This is a genomic window from Lentilactobacillus senioris (assembly GCF_026798195.1).
GTDB classification, from domain to species: Bacteria; Bacillota; Bacilli; order Lactobacillales; family Lactobacillaceae; genus Lentilactobacillus; species Lentilactobacillus senioris_A.
In genome coordinates this window covers 1-19933 of the sequence record NZ_JAPQEZ010000007.1, presented here as the reverse complement: position 1 = coordinate 19933, position 19933 = coordinate 1, and the positions used below count along the sequence as shown (strand labels likewise).

The following is a 19933-nucleotide window of genomic DNA, read 5'->3' as shown; positions in this document are numbered from 1 at the left end:
CTAGGTCACCAGCTTTTTCGGTTTTATTCTAATGTTGCGCCGTTTTCCATGTTTTGAGGGACGGTAACTAGTTCAACGGTGCCATCATCGTGTTCTACTGACAGCAACATCCCTTGACTGAGTTGACCTCTCATCTTGCGTGGTTTTAAGTTGCTAACGGCAATTACCTTTTTCCCAACTAACTTTTCGTAATCTGGATACCATTTAGCAATCCCGGAAAGAATTTGGCGATCGCCATCGTCACCAGCATCCAAACGGAATTGAAGTAACTTGTCCGCTCCTTCAACCGGTTTAACTGCCTTGATTTCGGCCACTTTAAGTTCAATTTTTTCAAAAGTCTCAAAGCGGGTTTCTTTTTTATCAGAAACTAAGGTAGTAGTTGCAGGATCAAAGTCATCAGCTGCAGCAGCCTTCATTGCAGCCCGACCTTTAGCTTTGCTAGACTTAGTCATTTGCCCAGCCACAAACGCAACTTCTTCTTCAGCATCTAAGCGAGGGAAGATTGGGGTTCCCTTAGCCACCACGTGCGCGTTGGCAGGTAAGTCAGCGTAGCTTAAGTTAGCTAAATCAATGGTTTCTTCTAAGCCCAATTGTTCAAAAATGGCAACTGGAGCCTTAGTCATTACCGGACTAATTAATTCTGCAATTACTCGTAAACTGGCTGCTAAATGAGCCATTACGGAAGCCAATTGGTCAGCTTGAGCAGGATCTTTAGCTAATTTCCAAGGTTCAGTTTGGTCAATATACTTGTTGCTAAGACCAATGAACTTCCAAACGGCAGCCAAAGCATCGGCAAAGTGAAGATTATCCATTAGTTCTTGGAACTCACTAATAGCAGCCTGTGCAGCAGCTTCCAGATCAGCATCAAAATCAGTTACGCCACTAACTAAAGCCGGAATCACACCGTCTTCGTATTTATTAATCATAGAAACAGTTCGGTTCAACAAGTTCCCTAAATCATTAGCCAGGTCGTAGTTAATTCGGTTAACAAAATCTTCTGGTGAGAAGACCCCATCATTGCCGTAAGGTACGGAACGAGTTAGGTAGTACCTCAAGGCGTCTAAGCCGTAACGATCAATTAGGGTTTCTGGATAGATTACGTTACCTTTAGACTTGGACATCTTGCCATCTTTCATTACTAACCAGCCGTGACCAAAGACTTCCTTAGGTAGCTCTAACCCTAATGCGTGTAAAATGATTGGCCAATAAATAGTGTGGAAACGGACAATTTCTTTACCGACTAATTGAACGTTAGCTGGCCAGAATTTCTTAAAGAGTCCGTCATCATCACTGTCATAACCTAAGGCAGTAATGTAGTTAGTCAACGCATCAATCCACACATAAACCACGTGCTTAGGATCTGACTTCACTGGAACTCCCCAGCTAAACGTGGTCCGAGAAACAGCCAAGTCTTCTAAGCCGGGTTCAATAAAGTTTTTGATCATTTCGTTCATTCTTGAAGCTGGTTGAATAAAAGTTGGATGTTCGTGATAGTATTGCAACAACCAATCTGCGTACTTACTCATTTTGAAGAAGTAGGATTGTTCTTGCACTAATTGGACTTCGTGACCACTAGGCGCTTTACCACCGGTTACATTGCCGGCTTCATCCCGGTATACTTCTGCCAATTGGCTTTCAGTGAAGTACTCTTCATCCGAAACGGAATACCAACCGCTATATTCTCCAAGGTAGATGTCACCTTGATCTAATAATTGTTGGAAGATCTTTTCTACAGCTTGTTCATGTTGGGCGTCAGTGGTCCGGATAAACTTATCGTTAGTAATATCTAAAGTTTGCCACAGTTTTTTAATGGAATCCGCCATGTCGTCGACATATTGTTGGGGAGAAACGCCTAAAGTTTCAGCCTTTTCTTCGATTTTTTGACCGTGTTCATCGGTTCCAGTTAAGAAGAAAACGTCATACCCCATTGAGCGTTTAAACCGAGCTAACGCGTCGGCAATGATAGTGGTGTAGGAATTTCCAATGTGTAATCTTCCTGATGGGTAATAAATGGGAGTGGTAATGTAAAATGGTTCTTTGGCTGTGTCCATGAAGCGACCTCTCTTCGTTATAATTTTCATCTCGTAAATTAATAATTAGTGTTTAGTATAGCAAATATTTACTCATTTTGATGCTGATTTTAAAACAAATCCAGTTGCGTTGGTGATAAATTATCAAAATGTAAATTAAGTATCTTTTGTAAGGCCAGTGCATTACCAGCAGCGGCATGACCAGCATTATTATTAAAGATAACCACTACTTGTTTAGAATGTTCAGCTATGTTTTGAATGGTTTTAGCTAACTGACCTAATTCTTCAGTCGAATAATCGTACAGGGTGCGCACACTTCTGGCTTCTTTACCAGTTTTGGCCCAACCAGCTAAGTTGCGACCGTGCAGGCGCACCATTGTCAATTTGGGGTTGGTTAATTCTAATAGCGGCACTCCTAAGTTAGCCGTATGGGGCTCATCTACCACCACTAGAGACATCCCTAGTTCGTTGACCAACTGCACCACGTCAACACCGATGCCATTGGCGTACCAACTATGATCTCGTAATTCTACTAATATCGGTACTTCTGGCAACCAATGGCGAATTCGCTGAAGGTAATTAAAAGACTCCACCCGTCTTCTAAATGAAGGTGGAAATTGAAATAAGACTCCGGTGAGTTGGCCAGCCGCTACTAGCGGCGCAATCATTTTGCGGTAATCTTTAAACATCTGTTGCCGTTCACTACCAGTTGCCGGTTCCCCCACTACTTGATCGTGAAGGGTCATCAACCGGTTAGCCTTCAAAATAAATTGAAATTCTGCTGGGACCTGTTGCTGCCATCCTTTCACCGTCTCAATAGTTGGTAGTGCATAAAAAGGAGTATCCAATTCCACGATTGGAAAATGACCACTATATTCAGTTAACCGCACTTTTCGGCTAGCACCATCAATTAATGCCGGATGATCAGAAAAAGTTGTTAACCCGATTGTAATCACTGCTACCCCTCCTTAAACCCGTAATTCATTAAACACTTCAACTGCATCGGTCACCATCATTTGAACATTACTGCCCAAATTTAATGGTTCCGCGTTAATTGCAACCACTGGGCCTGAGCGTTGAAAATCTAATAAACCAGCAAACGGATAAACCCGCATCGAAGTCCCCACGATGACAACTAAATCAGCTGCCTGCATAGCTGCCACGCTATCAGCAACCACCTGTTCATCAAGCCCTTCACCATATAACACCACGTTAGGACGTAATTCTCCACCACAAGTTTCATGAAAACGAGAATTCAAATACTGATCAAATGAAACTGATTGCCCGCATTTTTGGCAATAAATCTCAGTCAAATTGCCGTGAAATTCCAATAAATTCTCAGTTTGAGCCTGACGGTACAGTCCATCAATATTTTGGGTAATTACGGTGGCCTTACCTTGCCTGGTTAACTCTGCTTGGCGTTCGTGAATGACGTTGGGCTTAGCGTCTGGATAATACAAGTTAGTTTTTAAATACTCGTAAAACACTTCTGGTTCGTTCACTAAACATTCATGACTGAGATAATACTCAGCTGGCTTATCCTGTTGGCTATTGGTGTAAAGCCCATTTTTGGAACGATAATCCGGAATCCCGGAAGCGGTAGAGACCCCCGCTCCGGTCAAGAAAACAATTTTTGGGGCTTGATCAATTAACTGTTGTAGTTCCGTTATTTCCATAATTACTCCCGCACAATGTATGGCATAGCCAATTCATCAAAGAGTTCCTTAACTGTTTTGTTGTAAGTTGCCTTAAAGAATTCAGGGTCGTCTTGATCATTAGGCGTTGTCATCACGAAAGAATTTTGTTGGTCGACCTTGTTAAAACCTACGTATCCTTGTTTACCAGAGTTAATTTCTTTCATATCAGAGTGATAGAGTTCAAACATTTGGTTTACCTTCAACCCTAATTGACGTTCTGATAAAACACTAGTTAAAGTGGCAACTTCAGTACTGTGTAATGGTGCTAACTTCCAAGCTGCTAGCTGTTCGTCAAATGCTTTGAATAGTTTAACAACGTTTCTTCTTAACCCAAATGGTGAATCCGTTGGTTTGGCAGTAATAGTTTGATATAGTTTTTCGGCAGCTGCATAAGCAGTAGGAAAATCATTCTGTAATTGCTCAGCAACTAATTCAAAGCGGTCACCATAAAAGACCATGGCGTCTAATAACGTAATTAATTGCAGGGTCTTTTGACTAGGAGTGTCTTTTTCCGGCTTAATAGTGGCATAGATGCCCTTCATGTACATTGCTTCAATTTCTTCGTTAATTAAACCATGCTTACGTTGTTCACTTACTACCACCGTATGACTAACGATGTCGTACAATTCGGTAATCACTGCTTGCAACTGTTCATCTAATTCTTGGTTGCCAGAAGTAAGGGAGAAAAACAATTGAGGAAAGCCTCGTAAGATCATCATTACGTGCAATAGTTCGTGAGAGGCAGTGTAATTAGGGGCACTTAAATCCGCAATTTGAATATCAATATTTTTGCCATCTTGAACGGCTTGAGCTTGATCATGGCGCACATATCCCGATTGGAGTTGGCCAATAAACGTGACCTTAATTTCACCGGGGAAATAGTTGTTAACTGCGTTGATGAGTCCTTGAACTTCTGAATTTAGTTCGATATTGTTTTCTGGCATGTTACTCTCCTTTAGTTTGTCGTATTTTTTCAATTGTTACCTTAACTAATTGAGCATTAATTGACTGTTGGTGGGCTAATTGAGCCAACACTAACGGCACTTCTGTCGGCGTCGCCCCGTTAGCCATCGCCATTGATTTTAATTGGAGTTTCATATGGCCGGCTTGAATTCCTTCGCTCACTAACGCTAATAAGGCCGCCAAATTCTGAGCTAACCCCACAGCCGCAATGACGCTCATTGCCTCTTGAGTAGTCTGAAAATTACTTAGCTGCCGGTTAACCGTCACTAAATTTAAAACTTTGGTAGCTCCTCCCACTAGCCCCATTGGTAATGGTAACGTCATTTTACCAATTAATTGATCGTCCACCACTTGCCATTGGCTTAACCCCCGGTATTGGCCGTCACGGCTGGCAAATGCTTGAACGGCAGCTTCCACTGCCCGCCAGTCGTTACCAGTAGCAATTACCACGGCATCCACCCCGTTCATGATGCCTTTATTGTGGGTGACCGCTCTTTTAGGATCAATTTGAGCAATGTGACTGGCCACCTGGATCCGTTTGGCGATTTCAGCACCGCTGATTTGAGCTTTAGCGAGTTGGGCCACCGGTACTTGAGCACTTACCGTCACCAACTGATGACTCCCCTCATTGGTTAAAATGCTCATGATAATTGTAAAATCATGTTGTCGTAGGTAGTCGGCAACTGCCTCCGCCATGGTATTGACTACGTTAGCTCCCATAGCTTCGCCGACCCCAACTTGCAGATCAACTGAGCAATAAGCTGCATCTAGTTGCCGAACGGTAACGGCTTTAGCGCCGCCACCATAGTTTTGCATAGTTGGATGACTTGCATTGGCCACTTGTAGGATAGCTACTTGATTGACCGTTACAAATTGGCTTAGTTGTTCGTATTCTGCACTAGCCACAATTATTTGTCCTTCTACTAACCGTTCTGATATTTGTGCGGTAATTCCAGTCGCCATTAATAGTTTAGCACCATGACTAGCGGCAGCGATAACTGATGGTTCTTCAGTTACCATTGGCACCACGTAATCGTGATCGTTAACCCGAATTTGGGGCAAAACGCCTTCTGGTAAGCGATAATCCGTTAAGTAGTTTTCAATCAACGAATCACTCACTTGTGTAGCATTTTGTTTAATCGTAGTTACCTGCTCGGAAGTTAATTTACGTTGTTGTGCTAACGCTGCTAATCGATCGGCATAACTTAACCGGTAAAAATGTTTGATTTGATTTGCCATAATAAAAGCCTCCGCCAATGCAAAAGTAAGGCCGCCTAAGATTTCCTCCTAGCCAGCCCCACGTTAGTTACTATAGTATTCGTTTAAATACTCGGTAATAATTCCTTCGCGGACACCACTTTCCGAAAAGTACATTTTACGCGAGTCGACCATTTCCATTAAGGTTACTAATGGCAATAGTCCTCCCACGATAATATCAGCTCGATCAGCTTCTAAGCCGGGAATAGACTGCCGGCGTTTCAAGTTTCCTCGAAGTAAGTTCAAAAAAGTCCGATTTACTTGTTCTGCTGATAAATGATAGCCATGAATAGCATCCACTCGAGTCATATGTTGCCGGCGCCGATTAATGCGAGCTAACGTGCGACTAGCACCTCCCAGTAGTACTAATGGTTGGCGCCGAGCAGTGTGCAGCCATTTAACGCGACCAAATAATTTACGTAATCCAAATTGGGCATTAAATAAGTTAGAGCCACTAATGGAATCATTTAAGTGATAACGCTCCGATAACGTTACCGCGCCGACTGGAACGCTGGTTAGATGAACATCTCGACCATTTTCTACCTGTACAATTTCAACGCTAGCGCCCCCAATGTCTAAGATGAGGCAGTTTTTAATTCCCAACCGGTTCATTACGCCCAGATAATCGTAATAAGCCTCTTGGTGCCCAGTTAACACTTTTACGTTAATATGAATTCGTTTTTTGACTGCTGCCAAAAAATCAGCTTGATTTTTAGCCTGGCGAACGGCTGCTGTAGCGATTCCAATTACAGTAGTATGATCATACTGAGTGTAAATTTTCTGAAAATCAGCAAGAGAATCAATGGTGCGATCCATCGCTTTTTTCTGCAATATTTTTTGCGGACCCATTCCCTCAGATAAGCGACTGTCACTTTTAACCCGCTTAATTTCTCGATAGGAACCGTCTGCTTGAATCTGGTTAATTGCCATTCGAACGGAATTAGAACCAATATCCAAGATTACTAGGTTTTCCATCCCAGCCACCCTTTCTGACTTCGTTAGTCAAAATAATTGATTCCAATTGCATCCCGGACTTCTTTTAAAGTCTGGTTAGCAACGGTATTGGCTTTATCACTACCCTGTTTCAAAATATCGTACACTCCAGCAATATCTTGAGCGTATTCATTTCTTCTGGTTCGAATTGGATCTAATTTAGCTTGTAAAACGTCGTTTAAGTAGCGTTTAATCTTCACGTCACCAAGGCCACCATGACGGTATTGTTCCTTTAATTCGGCAACGTGGGCTTTATCATCGTCAAAAATATCTAGGTAAGTAAAGACGGTATTACCTTCGACTTGACCAGGATCTTCCACGTGAATATGGTTAGGATCAGTATACATTGACATTACTTTTTTACTTAAAGTGTCAGCATCATCAGATAGGTAAATAGCGTTACCCAATGATTTACTCATCTTAGCGTTACCATCTAAACCAGGAATTCGGCCTTGACCCTTAGGTGGGAAGTAACCTTCTGGTTCTACAAGAACTTGTTGATCGTATACGGAATTAAAAGTCCGCACAATTTCTCTAGTTTGTTCCAACATTGGTTCTTGATCATCACCAACGGGAACAGTTGTAGCCTTGAACGCCGTAATATCAGCTGCTTGACTAATTGGATACATAACAAATCCAGCTGGAACACTTTGGCCAAAGTTCTTTTGCCGAATTTCGTTTTTCACAGTTGGGTTTCGTTCCAACCGACTCATAGAAACTAAGTTAGAGTAGTGTTGAGTTAATTCACTCAACGCTGGAATTTGGGATTGGACTAAAATAGTAGACTTCTTAGGATCGATTCCCACTGCCAAATAATCCAAAGTGACTTGAATCAGGCTATTGCGGATTTTTTCTGGGTCCCGAGCATTATCAGTCAATGCCTGCATATCAGCAATCATAATGTAGGTTTCGTATTCACCTGAGTTTTGTAATGCTACTCGATTCTTCAATGAGCCGACGTAGTGTCCGACGTGTAACTTGCCAGTTGGGCGATCTCCTGTTAAAATAACTTTCTTTGCCATTTTATTCATCCTTTCAAAAAACGCCCTATTGAACAACCAATAGGACGTCTTAACGTGGTACCACCTAAATTGCAGCTAATGCTGCCACTCACAACAATAAGGCGTTACCCTTTTATTTAATAACCATTTCGCAACACCAAAATGCTTGCAGCCGGGGCATTTTTCTCTGAAAGTCTGGTTGCTACTTTTCAATAATATAATCACATATAATTTTACTTATTAATGGTAAAAAAGTCAAAGGTTGATGGCATTGACATGCCTAAAAAATGCAACTAAAATGGTCAAAGCAATTTCGAACGTCATCAAGAAAATGGAGGGTCCTTTTTGAAAAATAACGAAGAACAAAAAGAACAAAAAAGAGTCGATCAAGTCGTTAATAAGCTAGGCATTCAACTTGCTAAGACGGTAGCTGAATATGATCGCGCACGTACTGAAACTAAAAACGTGCAACAAAATTACTCCACCAACACCTCGGTTAACTACTTCGAAGTCGATGACCGAATTGAAACCAGTGCTGAATTACAACAGCAACGGGGCCTGATTTCACGACTAACCGAAAATGAAACTATTTTAAAACGGCAATTAAAAACTTACCGCCAATTAGCAAAATCTCCTTATTTTGGTCGCATTGACATTGTGGATCCAGGTGAGACCCAAGCAGAGTCTCTTTATATCGGTACCGCTTCGTTTGTTGACGAAGATGGAGAATTCTTGGTATACGATTGGCGAGCGCCCATTTCTAGTATCTATTACAACGGAACGTTAGGAAACGTAACGTACGAAACACCGATGGGCAAACAATCCACCGACTTAATTAAAAAACGCCAATTTCAAATCAAAGACGGTCAAATTATTAACATGTTCGACACCAACGAAACGGTGGGTGACGAAATGTTGCAAACCGTTTTAGGCCAACAAAATGATGAACAGATGCAAAATATCGTAGCCACCATCCAACGTGAACAAAACGATATCATTAGAGACACAACTAGTGATTTACTAGTAGTTCAAGGAGTAGCCGGGTCCGGTAAAACTTCCGCTATTTTACAACGGATTGCTTTCTTGCTGTATCATAGCCGTGACACCTTAGAAGCTGACCAAATTATTTTATTTTCCCCTAACAAACTATTTAGCCACTACATTTCTGACGTACTCCCCAGCTTGGGGGAACGGAATATGCGGCAGGTAACCCTGGCAGAATTTTTCGATAATCGCCTAAAAGGCCTCCACATTCAAACACTCTTCAATCGTTATGAAAATAGTGAAAAACTTTCCGCTACTGAAGTGGCAATTGACCAAATTAAAGAAAGTGGTGCCTATATGGACACCCTCACTACCTATTGCGATCAACTAACGGCAACCGAATTACAGTTTACCCACATCCTCTTTAACGGTGAAATTTTCTTTAACAAGGCAGAAATCCAAGAAATTTTTGCTCAGTGGCCTACCGCTAAAAAAGTAGCGGATCGCATCTTAGCTACTAAAAATGAATTAATTAAGCGCCTAAAACGACGGATCAATCAGGAACTAGATACTGAATGGGTTAACGAAGAAATCGATGAATTAAGTGATGAACGTTATCACGAACTATTAGGTAATAAACGGCTAGGTGATTTCCAAGACGAAATCACTGAACGTAAATATATCGCTACTAAAATCGTTGCCGCTCGTTTAAGACAAGTTTACGATGCTATTTTCAATAATAATTTCTTGGACCCTTACCTCCAATATGGCGATTATCTACAAAAATGTCCCTTATTGACTAAATTTAACGCTCAAGCCGTGGAACAATTCAATGCCGATATTGAATTACATCAGATTAAGTTAGCGGACAGTGCTCCCCTGTTATATCTACGAGATTACATCTGTGGGAGTGCCCAAAACCAAACCATGAAGTACCTGTTCATTGACGAAATGCAGGACTACTCTATTGCTCAACTGAAGTATTTACGGTACGCCTTTCCCAAAACTAAATGGACATTGCTGGGTGATAGTGAGCAGGCACTCTTTAAAAACGTAGAAGCCCCGGAAGCATTATTGACTAAATTACAAACTGCTTTTGGGACTAATAAAGCTCGGCTAATTAGTTTGATGCGGTCGTATCGTTCTACTTATCCGATTATGACATTTGCTAAGTCGTTACTACCAAATGGTGATGATATCGAAGCTTTTAACCGACCAGGAGAACTCCCTAAAATTATTATTGACCCTACTGATGAGTCCGCCATGAACTCCTTAAAAAAAGAAATCACTAGTTATTTAAAAGAAGTTAAAACGGTCGCAGTCTTAACAAAGAATATGGCGGAAGCCCAACAAATCAATGCCGCTTTAGTTCATGAATTTAATAGTAGTCTTTTACAAGACGCCGATCGAACCTTACCAACCGGCGTAGTAGTTTTGCCAATCTACCTAGCCAAAGGGTTAGAATTTGATGCAGTGGTGGCCTGGAACGTTTCCCAGGATAATTATCCTGACCAATCTCTTCTAGGAACCCTTTACACCATCATTACTAGAGCAATGCACGCCATTACGTTGATTGCAGTTGGTGAGTTAAGCTCACTAATCGCTAATCAAAACCTAGCACTGGATCAAGTTAAAATTCAACGCGAATTACAAAAATAAGCTAAACAAAAAGAACGACCATTTACTGGTCGTTCTTTTTTAATAAGCCGTTTCCGGGATTTGAACCCGGGACCTCTGCCTTACCATGGCAACGCTCTACCTTCTGAGCTAAAACGGCAGCTTACATTCTTTTATTATACAAAAAAACGAACCGAAATGGACCCGGTTCGTTAATCTTTTTAATAATTATCACCATTAGTGATCGAATTTTTCACGATGACATAGTCAACGGTTTTTAATCCATTAAGATCTTTACCACCAGCATAAGAAATTGATGATTGTAAATCTTCTTGAATTTCAGTATAGGTATCTAAAATAGAACCCCTGTATGGGACCAACATTTGCTTACCTTCCACATTGCGGTAAGCGCCCTTTTGTTTTTCGGAAGCCGAACCCCAGTATTGCTTGTAAGGTTTGCCGTCGATCATGATTTCGTTACCTGGAGATTCTTGATGACCAGCCAGCATAGAACCAATCATAACCATCGTCGCCCCAAACCGTACAGACTTAGCAATATCACCATTATAGCGAATACCACCGTCAGCAATTAATGGTTTGCTAGCGGCCTTGGCGCATAGTCTTAGTGCAGCTAATTGCCAACCACCGGTACCAAAGCCAGTTTTGAGTTTAGTAATACAAGCTTTTCCGGGACCAATTCCCACTTTAACTGCATCGGCGCCTGCATTTTCCAAGTCCCGCACTCCAGCAGGCGTCCCCACGTTCCCAGCAATTACAAATGCTTCTGGCAACCTTTCCTTAATGAACTGAATCATTTCAATTACGGCATCACAGTGGCCGTGAGCCACATCGATAGTAATGTAGTCTGGTGTTAACTGGCGTTCTTGTAGCGCTAAAATTAAATCTCGTTCTTCTTCCTTGATCCCCACGCTGATTGAAGTGAATAAACCTTCCGCTTTCATTTGTTCCACAAATCCCAGGCGTCGTTCTGGATTAAACCGGTGCATGATGTAGAAGTACTGCTTGCTAGCTAATAAGCGGGCTAAATCTTCATCGATCACGGTTTCCATATTAGCGGGTACCACCGGAATTTTAAACGTTATCGGTCCTAAGGTCACACTGGTTTCAGCGTCTTTACGGCTCTTCAAAATCCCCTTGTTAGGTATTAGTTGCACATCTTCATAATCAAATACTGGTGTATTATTCATTACTTACTCTCCCAAATTGGATCTAATACGTTAGTTTGTTCTCGATCTGGTCCTACTGAAAAAGTGGCAATTGGCACCCCAATAATTTCACTTAAACGCTTAAGATAGTTTCTTGCGTTAGTTGGCAATTCAGCTAATTCATGAACCCCGGTAATGTCTTCATCCCAGCCCGGCATTTCTTCATAAATTGGTTCACACTGTTCAATTTCTTTGATGCTAGCGGGATAACGGTGAATCACTTCGCCATTGAGCCGATAAGCCACACAAATTTTTACAGTTTCGATATGGGACAAAACATCCAAACAGTTCACGGATAAGTGCGTAAAGCCAGCTACTCGTTTAGCATGTTGTAAAACAACCGCATCAAACCAGCCAATTCTGCGTGGCCGTTTAGTAACCACTCCGTATTCATGTGCAGTTTCTCTAATATAATCACCGGTTTCATTTAACAATTCAGTTGGGAACGGACCTTCACCAACTTTAGAAGTGTAGGCTTTACATACTCCCACCACGTTATCAATCAACGGAGCCCCGATTCCGATCCCGGTAGTGACTCCACCAGCTGGGTTAGAGGAGGTCACGAATGGATAAGTCCCATGATCAAGGTCTAACATGGTGCCTTGAGCACCTTCAAACAAGACTTTTTCACCGTTATCCACAGCTTCATTGACCAATTCTGAAGTATCCACAATGTAGTCCTTTAATTGTTGCCCTAGCTCTAGGTAACGATTTAACAATGGTTCTAACTCAATTTCTGGTTTATTGTACATTGCCGCAAAGAGTTTATTTTTAATTTTGAGATTTTCTTGCAACTTGTTAGTTAAAATTTCTTCGTCTAACAAATCAACCATCCGGATGCCAATTCGTTCGGCTTTGTCCATATAAGCCGGACCGATTCCCTTCTTAGTGGTACCGATTTTGTTAGTTTTGAGTTCTTCTTCATATTCGTCTTGTAGGCGGTGATATGGAAAGATTACGTTGGCACGGTTAGAAATCCGTAAATTACTGGTATCAATACCGTTATCATTCAGGTATTTAATTTCCTTAACTAAAGCTTCAGGATTTACTACCACTCCATTGCCAATTACACATAACTTATCATCTGCAAAAATACCAGACGGCATTAATTGTAATGCAAAGCGTTTGCCATTGAAAACAATGCTATGACCAGCGTTGTCGCCACCTTGATAACGAGCGATTACATCCGCCTTTTGTCCTAGAAAATCCGTAATTTTACCTTTACCTTCATCGCCCCATTGAGCTCCGACCACAACGATTGTTGCCATAAATAAAGCACCTCATATCCGAATTATTTTCTGTCATAACTACCGCCTTAGAATAGCAGATGTTAGATTAATTAGTCAAGAGCAAATCCGAAATATTTAAAACTAGCATTGCTTCATCATTCGTGTTTAAGTAGATAAATAAACTTAAATTCTTTTTTAATTTTAAAATAACTTTAAAACCCGAACTAATTTTGTTATACTAAAGCCATCAACTAGCGAAGGAGCAACTTATATGCTATCAAGATACAGTCGGCCCGTAATGGAACAAATTTGGTCGTTAAAAAATCAATACCAAACATGGCTTACCGTCGAAATTGCCATCGATAAAGCCTGGAATCAACTGGGAGTAGTCCCCGATAGTGACCTCGCTTTAATCGAAGCTAACGCGAAGTTCGATACAGACCGCATTGCTGAAATTGAAGCTACCACCCACCACGACGTAGTAGCATTTACCCGTGACGTGTCAGAATCTCTAGGCGATGAAAGTCGTTGGATTCATTACGGTGTTACCAGCACTGACGTGGTGGATACCGCTCAGGCTTTACGGTTAGCTCAAGCTAATGATGTAATTGCAGCTGATTTACAAGAATTATTAACAACCTTAAGAAACCTCGCTCTTAAATATAAAGATACCGTTATGATTGGTCGAACGCATGGTGTGCAGGCTGAACCAACCACCTTTGGCCTAAAAGTAGCTCGTTGGTATTCAGAAATCAACCGACATATTAATCGTTTTGCTACCGTTGCTGCTGACTTAAAAAGTGGCAAAATTAGCGGTGCAGTGGGCACTTACGCCAACGTGCCCCCAGAGTTAGAGGAACTCACCTGCCAATTCTTAGGCTTACAAGCTCAAGAAATTTCAAGTCAAGTCCTACCACGCGATCTTCACGCTGCGTACATTGCAGAATTAGCCTTAATTGGCACTAGCTTAGAAGAATTTGCTACTGAAATTAGAAGTCTACAGCGATCAGAAATTCATGAAGTAGAAGAACACTTTAATCCTGGTCAAAAAGGCTCTTCGGCTATGCCCCACAAACGGAACCCGATTTCTTCGGAGAACATTACCGGTCTAGCCAGAGTTTTGCGTGGTTATATCACTCCGGCATATGAAGACGTTTCTTTATGGCATGAACGAGATATTTCCCATTCGTCTGCAGAACGAATCATTCTAGCTGACAGTACCACCTTGGTGGATTACATGTTGAACCGCTTCAATCGAGTGCTAACTAATCTAGATGTCTTTCCTGAAACGATGGAAGCCAATCTGGATAAAACTTATGGCTTAATTTATAGTCAACGCGTTTTATTAAAACTAATTGATGCCGGTCTGACTAGAGAAGCAGCCTACGATCTAGTTCAACCATTAACTGCTCAAGCATGGGATCAACACGTTCAATTCAGAGCCCTGGTAGAGAATAATCCTGAAATCACTAACGTCCTTTCAGCAGCGGACATTGCGGACGCTTTTGATTACCACTACCATTTGCGTCACGTAGATGATATTTATCGCCGATTAGGCTTGTTATGAGCAACAAAAAAAGGATTTTGACTTTTGTCAAAATCCTTTTTATTAGCCTAAATATTCTAAATCACTAGCTTCCGTAGGATATAAGAAAACTTGGTCCTTAACTTGCTTCATTGTTTGACCAGCATTAATAATCTGAGTCAAATAGTTCACTAAGGTCTCAGCCTCGTTACTAATAACGGTAGCTCCCACAATTTGATCCGTTTGTTTATCCACTACCATCCATGCTTTAGCCAGCGGCTCATTTAAATGTTTATAAGTAAACCAATTAGTCATATCGATTACTTGACTACGATACTTATCGGATTGCTCCTGATCAGTTTGCCAACTAATTCCTACTTGAGCCAATCGGGGCATTCCAAAGACTACCGTAGGAATTTCTGGATAGTTAATTGCCGCTCCTGTTTTAACCAATTCCCGACTTAAATAAGCAGCCTCGAAACCGGCCACCGGAGTTAGCTTAGGCAGCCGTTTGGCTACTACATCCCCCATTGCATAGATATTGGGTTGAGCAGTTTGGAGATGATCATTAACCACCACTCCGTGACGATCAGCTTCTACTCCGATAGCAGCTAAATTTAACGTATCAGCATTAGCAACCCGGCCACTAGTAACGAAGGCTTGATCCACTGAAAGTTCATAATCAGCCGCTTGAATCACGACTTGATCAGCTTCACGTTTAATTGCTTGGGTTTCTACATTCAAATCAAATTGAACACCCTTAGCTTCGAGTTGCTTCATTAATTCAGTCACCGCATCTTGCGCAAATTGTTTTAATGGTCGCTCATTGTGATGAATAATATGCACTTCAGCGCCAGCTGCAGCAGCAATTGCCGCTAATTCAAAAGCAATGTAACCCCCACCGATAAACGCAACTTTGGCCGGCATGGTTGGTAACGCCAAAAAATCGGTACTGGTCAGTAAGTATTCATCCCCTGGAACATTCAACCGTCCAGGCCGTTGACCAGTAGCAATCACAAAACAATCAGCAGTGATAGTTTGTTCACCAACACTTAAGGTGTGGTTATCCACAAAACTGGCGTGACCGTCAAAAACGTCAATCCCAGCAGCCACTAAACCGGCTCTAGAATTAACTGAGACCGGATCGGTAAACGTCTGTTTAAATTTCATTAGTTGGGGCCAGTTAATTTGCGGCGCTTGTTCTAACCCGTGTCCCACTAACTGACTACTCTTAGTCTGAGCTTCTACCGCACCCAATAAAACTTTCTTAGGGTCACAGCCGCGGTTAGGACAAGTTCCCCCCCACTTATTTTCTTCTACCACCGCTACTTTTTGACCTGCCGCATGCAGTGGATAGGCTAATCCTAATCCTGCAGGACCGCCACCGATAATTACCGTTTCAAATTGATTCATCTTGCACCTCCACTAATGTTTGACTTCGCTTAAATACCGTATAATGGATTGCCGGTCTAACCAACCAACCGGCTGTTCAGTTTCATCACGGACTTCAACTACCTCGTTAGAAGCTAGGATAACAAAAACTTCTTCTAACGTCGCCTCGCTAGCTACTACCGGCAAATCAGTAGCTGCCGTTGGGCGTTGAATCTGATAACCAGTTTTAATAATTTTATCCACAGGTGTATCATACAAGTTTTTGCCCACAGTTGCCGCAAAAAAGTCTTCCACAAATTGATTCACTGGATGCTGGGCAATTTCCGTCGGGATACCAACCTGGAGTAATTCTCCGTGACTCATTACTCCAATTCGATCACCCAACTTAAGGGCCTCGTTCATATCATGAGTCACAAATACAATCGTAGTTTGATACTGTTTGTGAATGCGTAATACTAAATCCTGAAGTTGGTTTCTAACGATTGGATCTAAGGCACTAAATGGTTCGTCAAATAAAATTACTGGTGGATTAGCAGCCATGGCTCGAATAATACCGATACGTTGTTGCTCACCTCCCGATAGTTCTCGTGGGTAACGATCTCGATACTTTTCGGGGTCTAAGTCCACGCCCCTTAATAGTTCGTCTACTCGTTGGTCAATTTCTTTTTTAGCCGTATGCTTTAATTCTAAGATCACCGCTACATTTTGTTTCACGGTCATCGTTGGAAACAACGCAATTTGTTGAAGCACATAACCAATGTTGAGTCTTAATTGGCGGAGATCATAGTCTTTAGCTCGTTTGTTATCAATTAAAATATCACCGCTAGTTTGAACGATCAGTTGGTTAATCATCTTTAAGGTAGTGGTTTTGCCACTGCCTGACGTACCGACTAACACAAATAATTCACCTTGAGCAACAATAAAACTAAGATCTTTAACCGCTTGAGTGTTTTCAAATTCTTTTTTAACATGGCGAAATTCAATCATTGGCGTTGCCATTTATTCACTTCCCTTCAAGAGGCCTTCTTCTTGCAGATAACGTTTTGCCACCTCAGCCGCTGAGCGTTTTTGCACGTTAACTTCATAATTCATTTGGCGCATCTGTTCAGCAGTGATTTTTCCTCGCAGTTGATTTAATGCGGTTACTACCTTAGGGTGCTGATCAGCAAACTGAGTTTTCATCAACGGCGCTCCCTGGTAAGGAGGGAAAACGTGCTCCGGATCACTCAATACCGTTAGGTGGTACTGTTTAATCTGGCTGTCAGTAGTGTAAACATCACAAATATTAATATCATTTTTAGTAATGGCTTCGTAACGTAATGACGGTTGCATTTGTTTAACAGGAAAATCAATTTGATATTTCTTTTGAATTCCCAGCCAACCATCTTCTCGGTTAGCAAATTCTTGTGAAAAGCCAGCATGTAATTTAGATTGCACCCGCTTTAAATCCGCAATGGATTTGAGATGATATTTCTTGGAAAAACTAGTCTTAACTGCTAGGGCAAAAGTATTTTCGTACTTCATAGGTGCTAAGTACTTCATTTGGTATTGCTGTTGAACCAACTTAGCAGCCCGATTGTAAGTTTGTTGTTCAGACAGTGGCTGGCTAGGCGCCCCGTTTTTAACTAACGTGGTTAATACCGTTCCGGTAAATTCCGGATAAACATCAATTTCATCGCTCTTTAAGGCACTGAACAAGAAAGACGTTTCACCAAAATTATTTTTTAATTCTACCTTAGCTTTTGGATCTTCTTGTTTAATCAAATCCTTATACATATTAATTAAAATATCCGGTTCTGATCCTAATTTGCCAGCAATCACGATTTTTTCTGGTTTAGGAGCTAAGGTGGCAATTCCCACTCCCCCAGCAAAAAGCACTAAAATTGTGCCTAACACCAACAACATTTTTTTAGGGGTCAATTTTTCGGCTAACTTAATTAAACTACTTAAAATAATTGCCAAAACTGCTGAACTAATTGCTCCTAGTAAAATTAATGCTGGATCATCTCGATTAATTCCCAGCAAAATAAAATTACCTAACCCACCGGCTCCAATTAACGCAGCTAAAGTCGCGGTTCCCACAATTAAAACCATTGCCGTTCTAATACCCGAGATAATCACTGGCATGGCAATTGGTAATTCCACCTTAAATAATTTTTGAATTGGTCGCATTCCAAAGGCATCGGCGGCCTCTTCAAGAGACGGATCGATCTCAGCAATTCCTATGTATGTATTTTGAAATATAGGTAGCAAGGCATAAATTACTAATGCAATAATGGACGGAGCAGTTCCAATCCCTACCAGTGGAATCAATAACCCCAGCAGTGCTAAGGACGGAATCGTTTGAAAAACGCTGTTAATTTGAAGGAGCAGCTCTGCCACCCGTTTATGCCGAGTTGCCCAAATTGCCAGTGGCATCGCTAACACTAATGCAATAATCAAAGAAATTAATGAGATTTCCAAATGTTGCCCTAGCGCAATCCACAGTTCATGGCGTTGAGCTACAAAAGTATTAATTAATTCGTTCATTTAAACTCCTTTCACTGTAACTATTCATGATAATTCAGTTTTAAAAAGGTCAGCATATCTGTCGGTTGTTTACCGGTGATGGTCTCAAAATCACTAGTGACAACATCAAATAAGCCTAGCCTACCGGCCTGATACATGGAAGCCAATTCAGTCCCGTCTCCTTCAGCCGCATAAATTTCCGCAAACTCAGTTACACTAACTGGTTGATAACCAATTTGATGACCAGTAACCGTCGTCATAATTTTGCCTAAAGTCTGCATATCTAGTGCCTCATTTTGAGTCAACGTGTAAATTTGCCCCTGATTACGTAATTCCGGAGTAACCGCCACTTTAGCAATCGCTTCAGCACTATTATCATAACTAATAAAACTCATTTTTTGGTCACCAACCGGATAAATTAAAGCTTTACGCTCTATTAATTCTGGTAAATAGGGAATTAATGGATCGGTATAAAGTGAATTTTTCAGTACCGCGTATTTAATTCCAGCCGCTGCCAATCGTCTAGGCGCATAACCGTAATATCCTGACATCGTAAATGGATTGTTTTCTTGATCAGCGTAAAAACTCACAAAAATCATTTCTGTCATGTTAGCAGCTTGCATCGCAGCTAACACGTTTTCTAATTCCTGTACTCGTTGCACAATGTTATAAGTTTTGCTGGGAATATAGACTAAAACATCTGCTTTAGAAAATACCGGTACCATCGTTTGCGGATTTAGGTAGTCAATTGCTTGAACATTAATTTCTGATTGAACTAGGTATTTCGCTTTATTGAGACTGTGTACTGCCGCTGTTATATCGCCAGCAACAGTAAAGTTTAGTAAATCAGCAACTACCCGTTTACCTAAATTGCCAGTTGCTCCGGTAACTATATATTTAGTCATTTAAATTTCCTCTTTCTTTTAAGGCTTGCTTAGTCATAATGCTGTCAATTATATTCGCTAAAGTAATAGATTGTAATTTCTGTTGAGCAGCTAACTGAGCTTCATCATAATACTGCGCTAAAACCTGTTGAATATTTCCCCCCACAATACAATTAGGATTAGTTTGGTGATCAATATTAAATAGTTCCGTATGACCTTCAATTGCAAAATAAATATCTAACAGTGTAATTTGATCAGTTTCTTTGGTTAGACTGGGGGCTGGAGTGCCAGAGATAGTTTGAATTAACCCAGCGGCCTTTAATTTACTCATTAACCGACGAACTACTACTGGTGATGTCATAATACTAGCCGCAATTTCTTCACTGGAAAGCTTAGTATTTTGATATATTTTTAGATACGCTAAGATATGGATAGCATCACTAAAACGTGTAGATAACTTCATAGTACCTCCATTTTATTGTAACAACATAAGTTACAGCTATAATAACTTTTTACCAACAATTTGTCAATTTCTATTTTTGGACACAAAAAAAAGGACCTCTATTTATAGAGATCCTTTTTATCAATTAGCGTGGCAACGTCCTACCCTCGCAGGGGGCGATCCCC

The 19933-nt window shown here is 41.2% G+C and carries 16 protein-coding genes and 1 tRNA gene; 2 read left to right on the top strand and 15 right to left on the bottom strand.

What is annotated here, in order from left to right; translation table 11 throughout:
* Positions 1–23: 23 nt before the first annotated feature.
* The 7 genes from metG to trpS form a co-directional block, all read right to left on the bottom strand.
* The gene (metG, locus tag OXT66_RS08335; RefSeq protein WP_268596913.1) at positions 24–2051 is read right to left on the bottom strand and encodes a methionine--tRNA ligase; all 2028 of its coding nucleotides are present in this window, start codon (positions 2049–2051) and stop codon (positions 24–26) included.
* A gap of 89 nt (positions 2052–2140) precedes the next feature.
* Positions 2141–2986: a DUF72 domain-containing protein gene (locus tag OXT66_RS08330; RefSeq protein WP_268596912.1), complete on the bottom strand. Its 846-nt coding sequence runs from the start codon at positions 2984–2986 to the stop codon at positions 2141–2143.
* A 12-nt stretch (positions 2987–2998) separates the two neighbouring features.
* Entirely contained in the window at positions 2999–3706 is a 708-nt protein-coding gene (locus OXT66_RS08325) for an NAD-dependent protein deacylase (protein WP_268596911.1), read from the bottom strand.
* A gap of 2 nt (positions 3707–3708) precedes the next feature.
* A complete protein-coding gene (locus OXT66_RS08320; protein WP_268596910.1) occupies positions 3709–4671 on the bottom strand; it encodes an IpaB/EvcA family protein in 963 nt (320 codons plus the stop codon).
* A gap of 1 nt (position 4672) precedes the next feature.
* Complete coding sequence (locus OXT66_RS08315; protein ID WP_268596909.1) at positions 4673–5929, bottom strand: hydroxymethylglutaryl-CoA reductase, degradative; 1257 nt, start codon at positions 5927–5929, stop codon at positions 4673–4675.
* Between the two features lie 63 nt (positions 5930–5992).
* Positions 5993–6922 carry a Ppx/GppA family phosphatase gene (locus OXT66_RS08310; protein ID WP_268596908.1) on the bottom strand — a complete coding sequence of 310 codons (930 nt, stop codon included), beginning with the start codon at positions 6920–6922 and terminating at the stop codon, positions 5993–5995.
* A gap of 23 nt (positions 6923–6945) precedes the next feature.
* Positions 6946–7962, bottom strand: a complete 1017-nt coding sequence (gene trpS, locus OXT66_RS08305; RefSeq protein ID WP_268596907.1) for a tryptophan--tRNA ligase — start codon at positions 7960–7962, stop codon at positions 6946–6948.
* A 324-nt stretch (positions 7963–8286) separates the two neighbouring features.
* Between trpS and helD the strand changes: the two genes are divergently transcribed.
* A complete protein-coding gene (gene helD / locus OXT66_RS08300; protein WP_268596906.1) occupies positions 8287–10584 on the top strand; it encodes an RNA polymerase recycling motor HelD in 2298 nt (765 codons plus the stop codon).
* Between the two features lie 45 nt (positions 10585–10629).
* Here the strand turns inward: helD and OXT66_RS08295 are convergent.
* From OXT66_RS08295 to OXT66_RS08285, 3 genes are all read right to left on the bottom strand, one after another.
* Positions 10630–10702: transfer RNA gene (locus OXT66_RS08295), tRNA-Thr, on the bottom strand.
* 61 nt (positions 10703–10763) lie between these two features.
* A complete protein-coding gene (locus OXT66_RS08290) occupies positions 10764–11750 on the bottom strand; it encodes a GMP reductase (protein WP_268596905.1) in 987 nt (328 codons plus the stop codon).
* A complete protein-coding gene (locus OXT66_RS08285; RefSeq protein WP_268596904.1) occupies positions 11750–13036 on the bottom strand; it encodes an adenylosuccinate synthase in 1287 nt (428 codons plus the stop codon). The genes OXT66_RS08290 and OXT66_RS08285 overlap by 1 nt, the downstream gene beginning before the upstream one ends.
* A gap of 232 nt (positions 13037–13268) precedes the next feature.
* Between OXT66_RS08285 and purB the strand changes: the two genes are divergently transcribed.
* Positions 13269–14564, top strand: a complete 1296-nt coding sequence (purB, locus tag OXT66_RS08280) for an adenylosuccinate lyase (protein ID WP_268596903.1) — start codon at positions 13269–13271, stop codon at positions 14562–14564.
* 42 nt (positions 14565–14606) lie between these two features.
* On the opposite strand, the gene OXT66_RS08275 is transcribed toward purB, so the two are convergent.
* Genes OXT66_RS08275 through OXT66_RS08255 form a run of 5 tightly spaced genes read right to left on the bottom strand, consistent with a single transcriptional unit; the run spans position 14607 to position 19769 of the window.
* The gene (locus OXT66_RS08275; RefSeq protein WP_268596902.1) at positions 14607–15935 is read right to left on the bottom strand and encodes a dihydrolipoyl dehydrogenase family protein; all 1329 of its coding nucleotides are present in this window, start codon (positions 15933–15935) and stop codon (positions 14607–14609) included.
* A 12-nt stretch (positions 15936–15947) separates the two neighbouring features.
* Positions 15948–16913, bottom strand: a complete 966-nt coding sequence (locus OXT66_RS08270) for an ABC transporter ATP-binding protein (protein ID WP_327059010.1) — start codon at positions 16911–16913, stop codon at positions 15948–15950.
* Positions 16914–18443 carry an ABC transporter permease/substrate-binding protein gene (locus OXT66_RS08265; RefSeq protein WP_268596901.1) on the bottom strand — a complete coding sequence of 510 codons (1530 nt, stop codon included), beginning with the start codon at positions 18441–18443 and terminating at the stop codon, positions 16914–16916.
* A gap of 20 nt (positions 18444–18463) precedes the next feature.
* A complete protein-coding gene (locus OXT66_RS08260; RefSeq protein WP_268596900.1) occupies positions 18464–19327 on the bottom strand; it encodes an NAD(P)H-binding protein in 864 nt (287 codons plus the stop codon).
* Complete coding sequence (locus tag OXT66_RS08255) at positions 19320–19769, bottom strand: Rrf2 family transcriptional regulator (RefSeq protein ID WP_268596899.1); 450 nt, start codon at positions 19767–19769, stop codon at positions 19320–19322. The genes OXT66_RS08260 and OXT66_RS08255 overlap by 8 nt, the downstream gene beginning before the upstream one ends.
* Positions 19770–19933 lie beyond the last annotated feature (164 nt).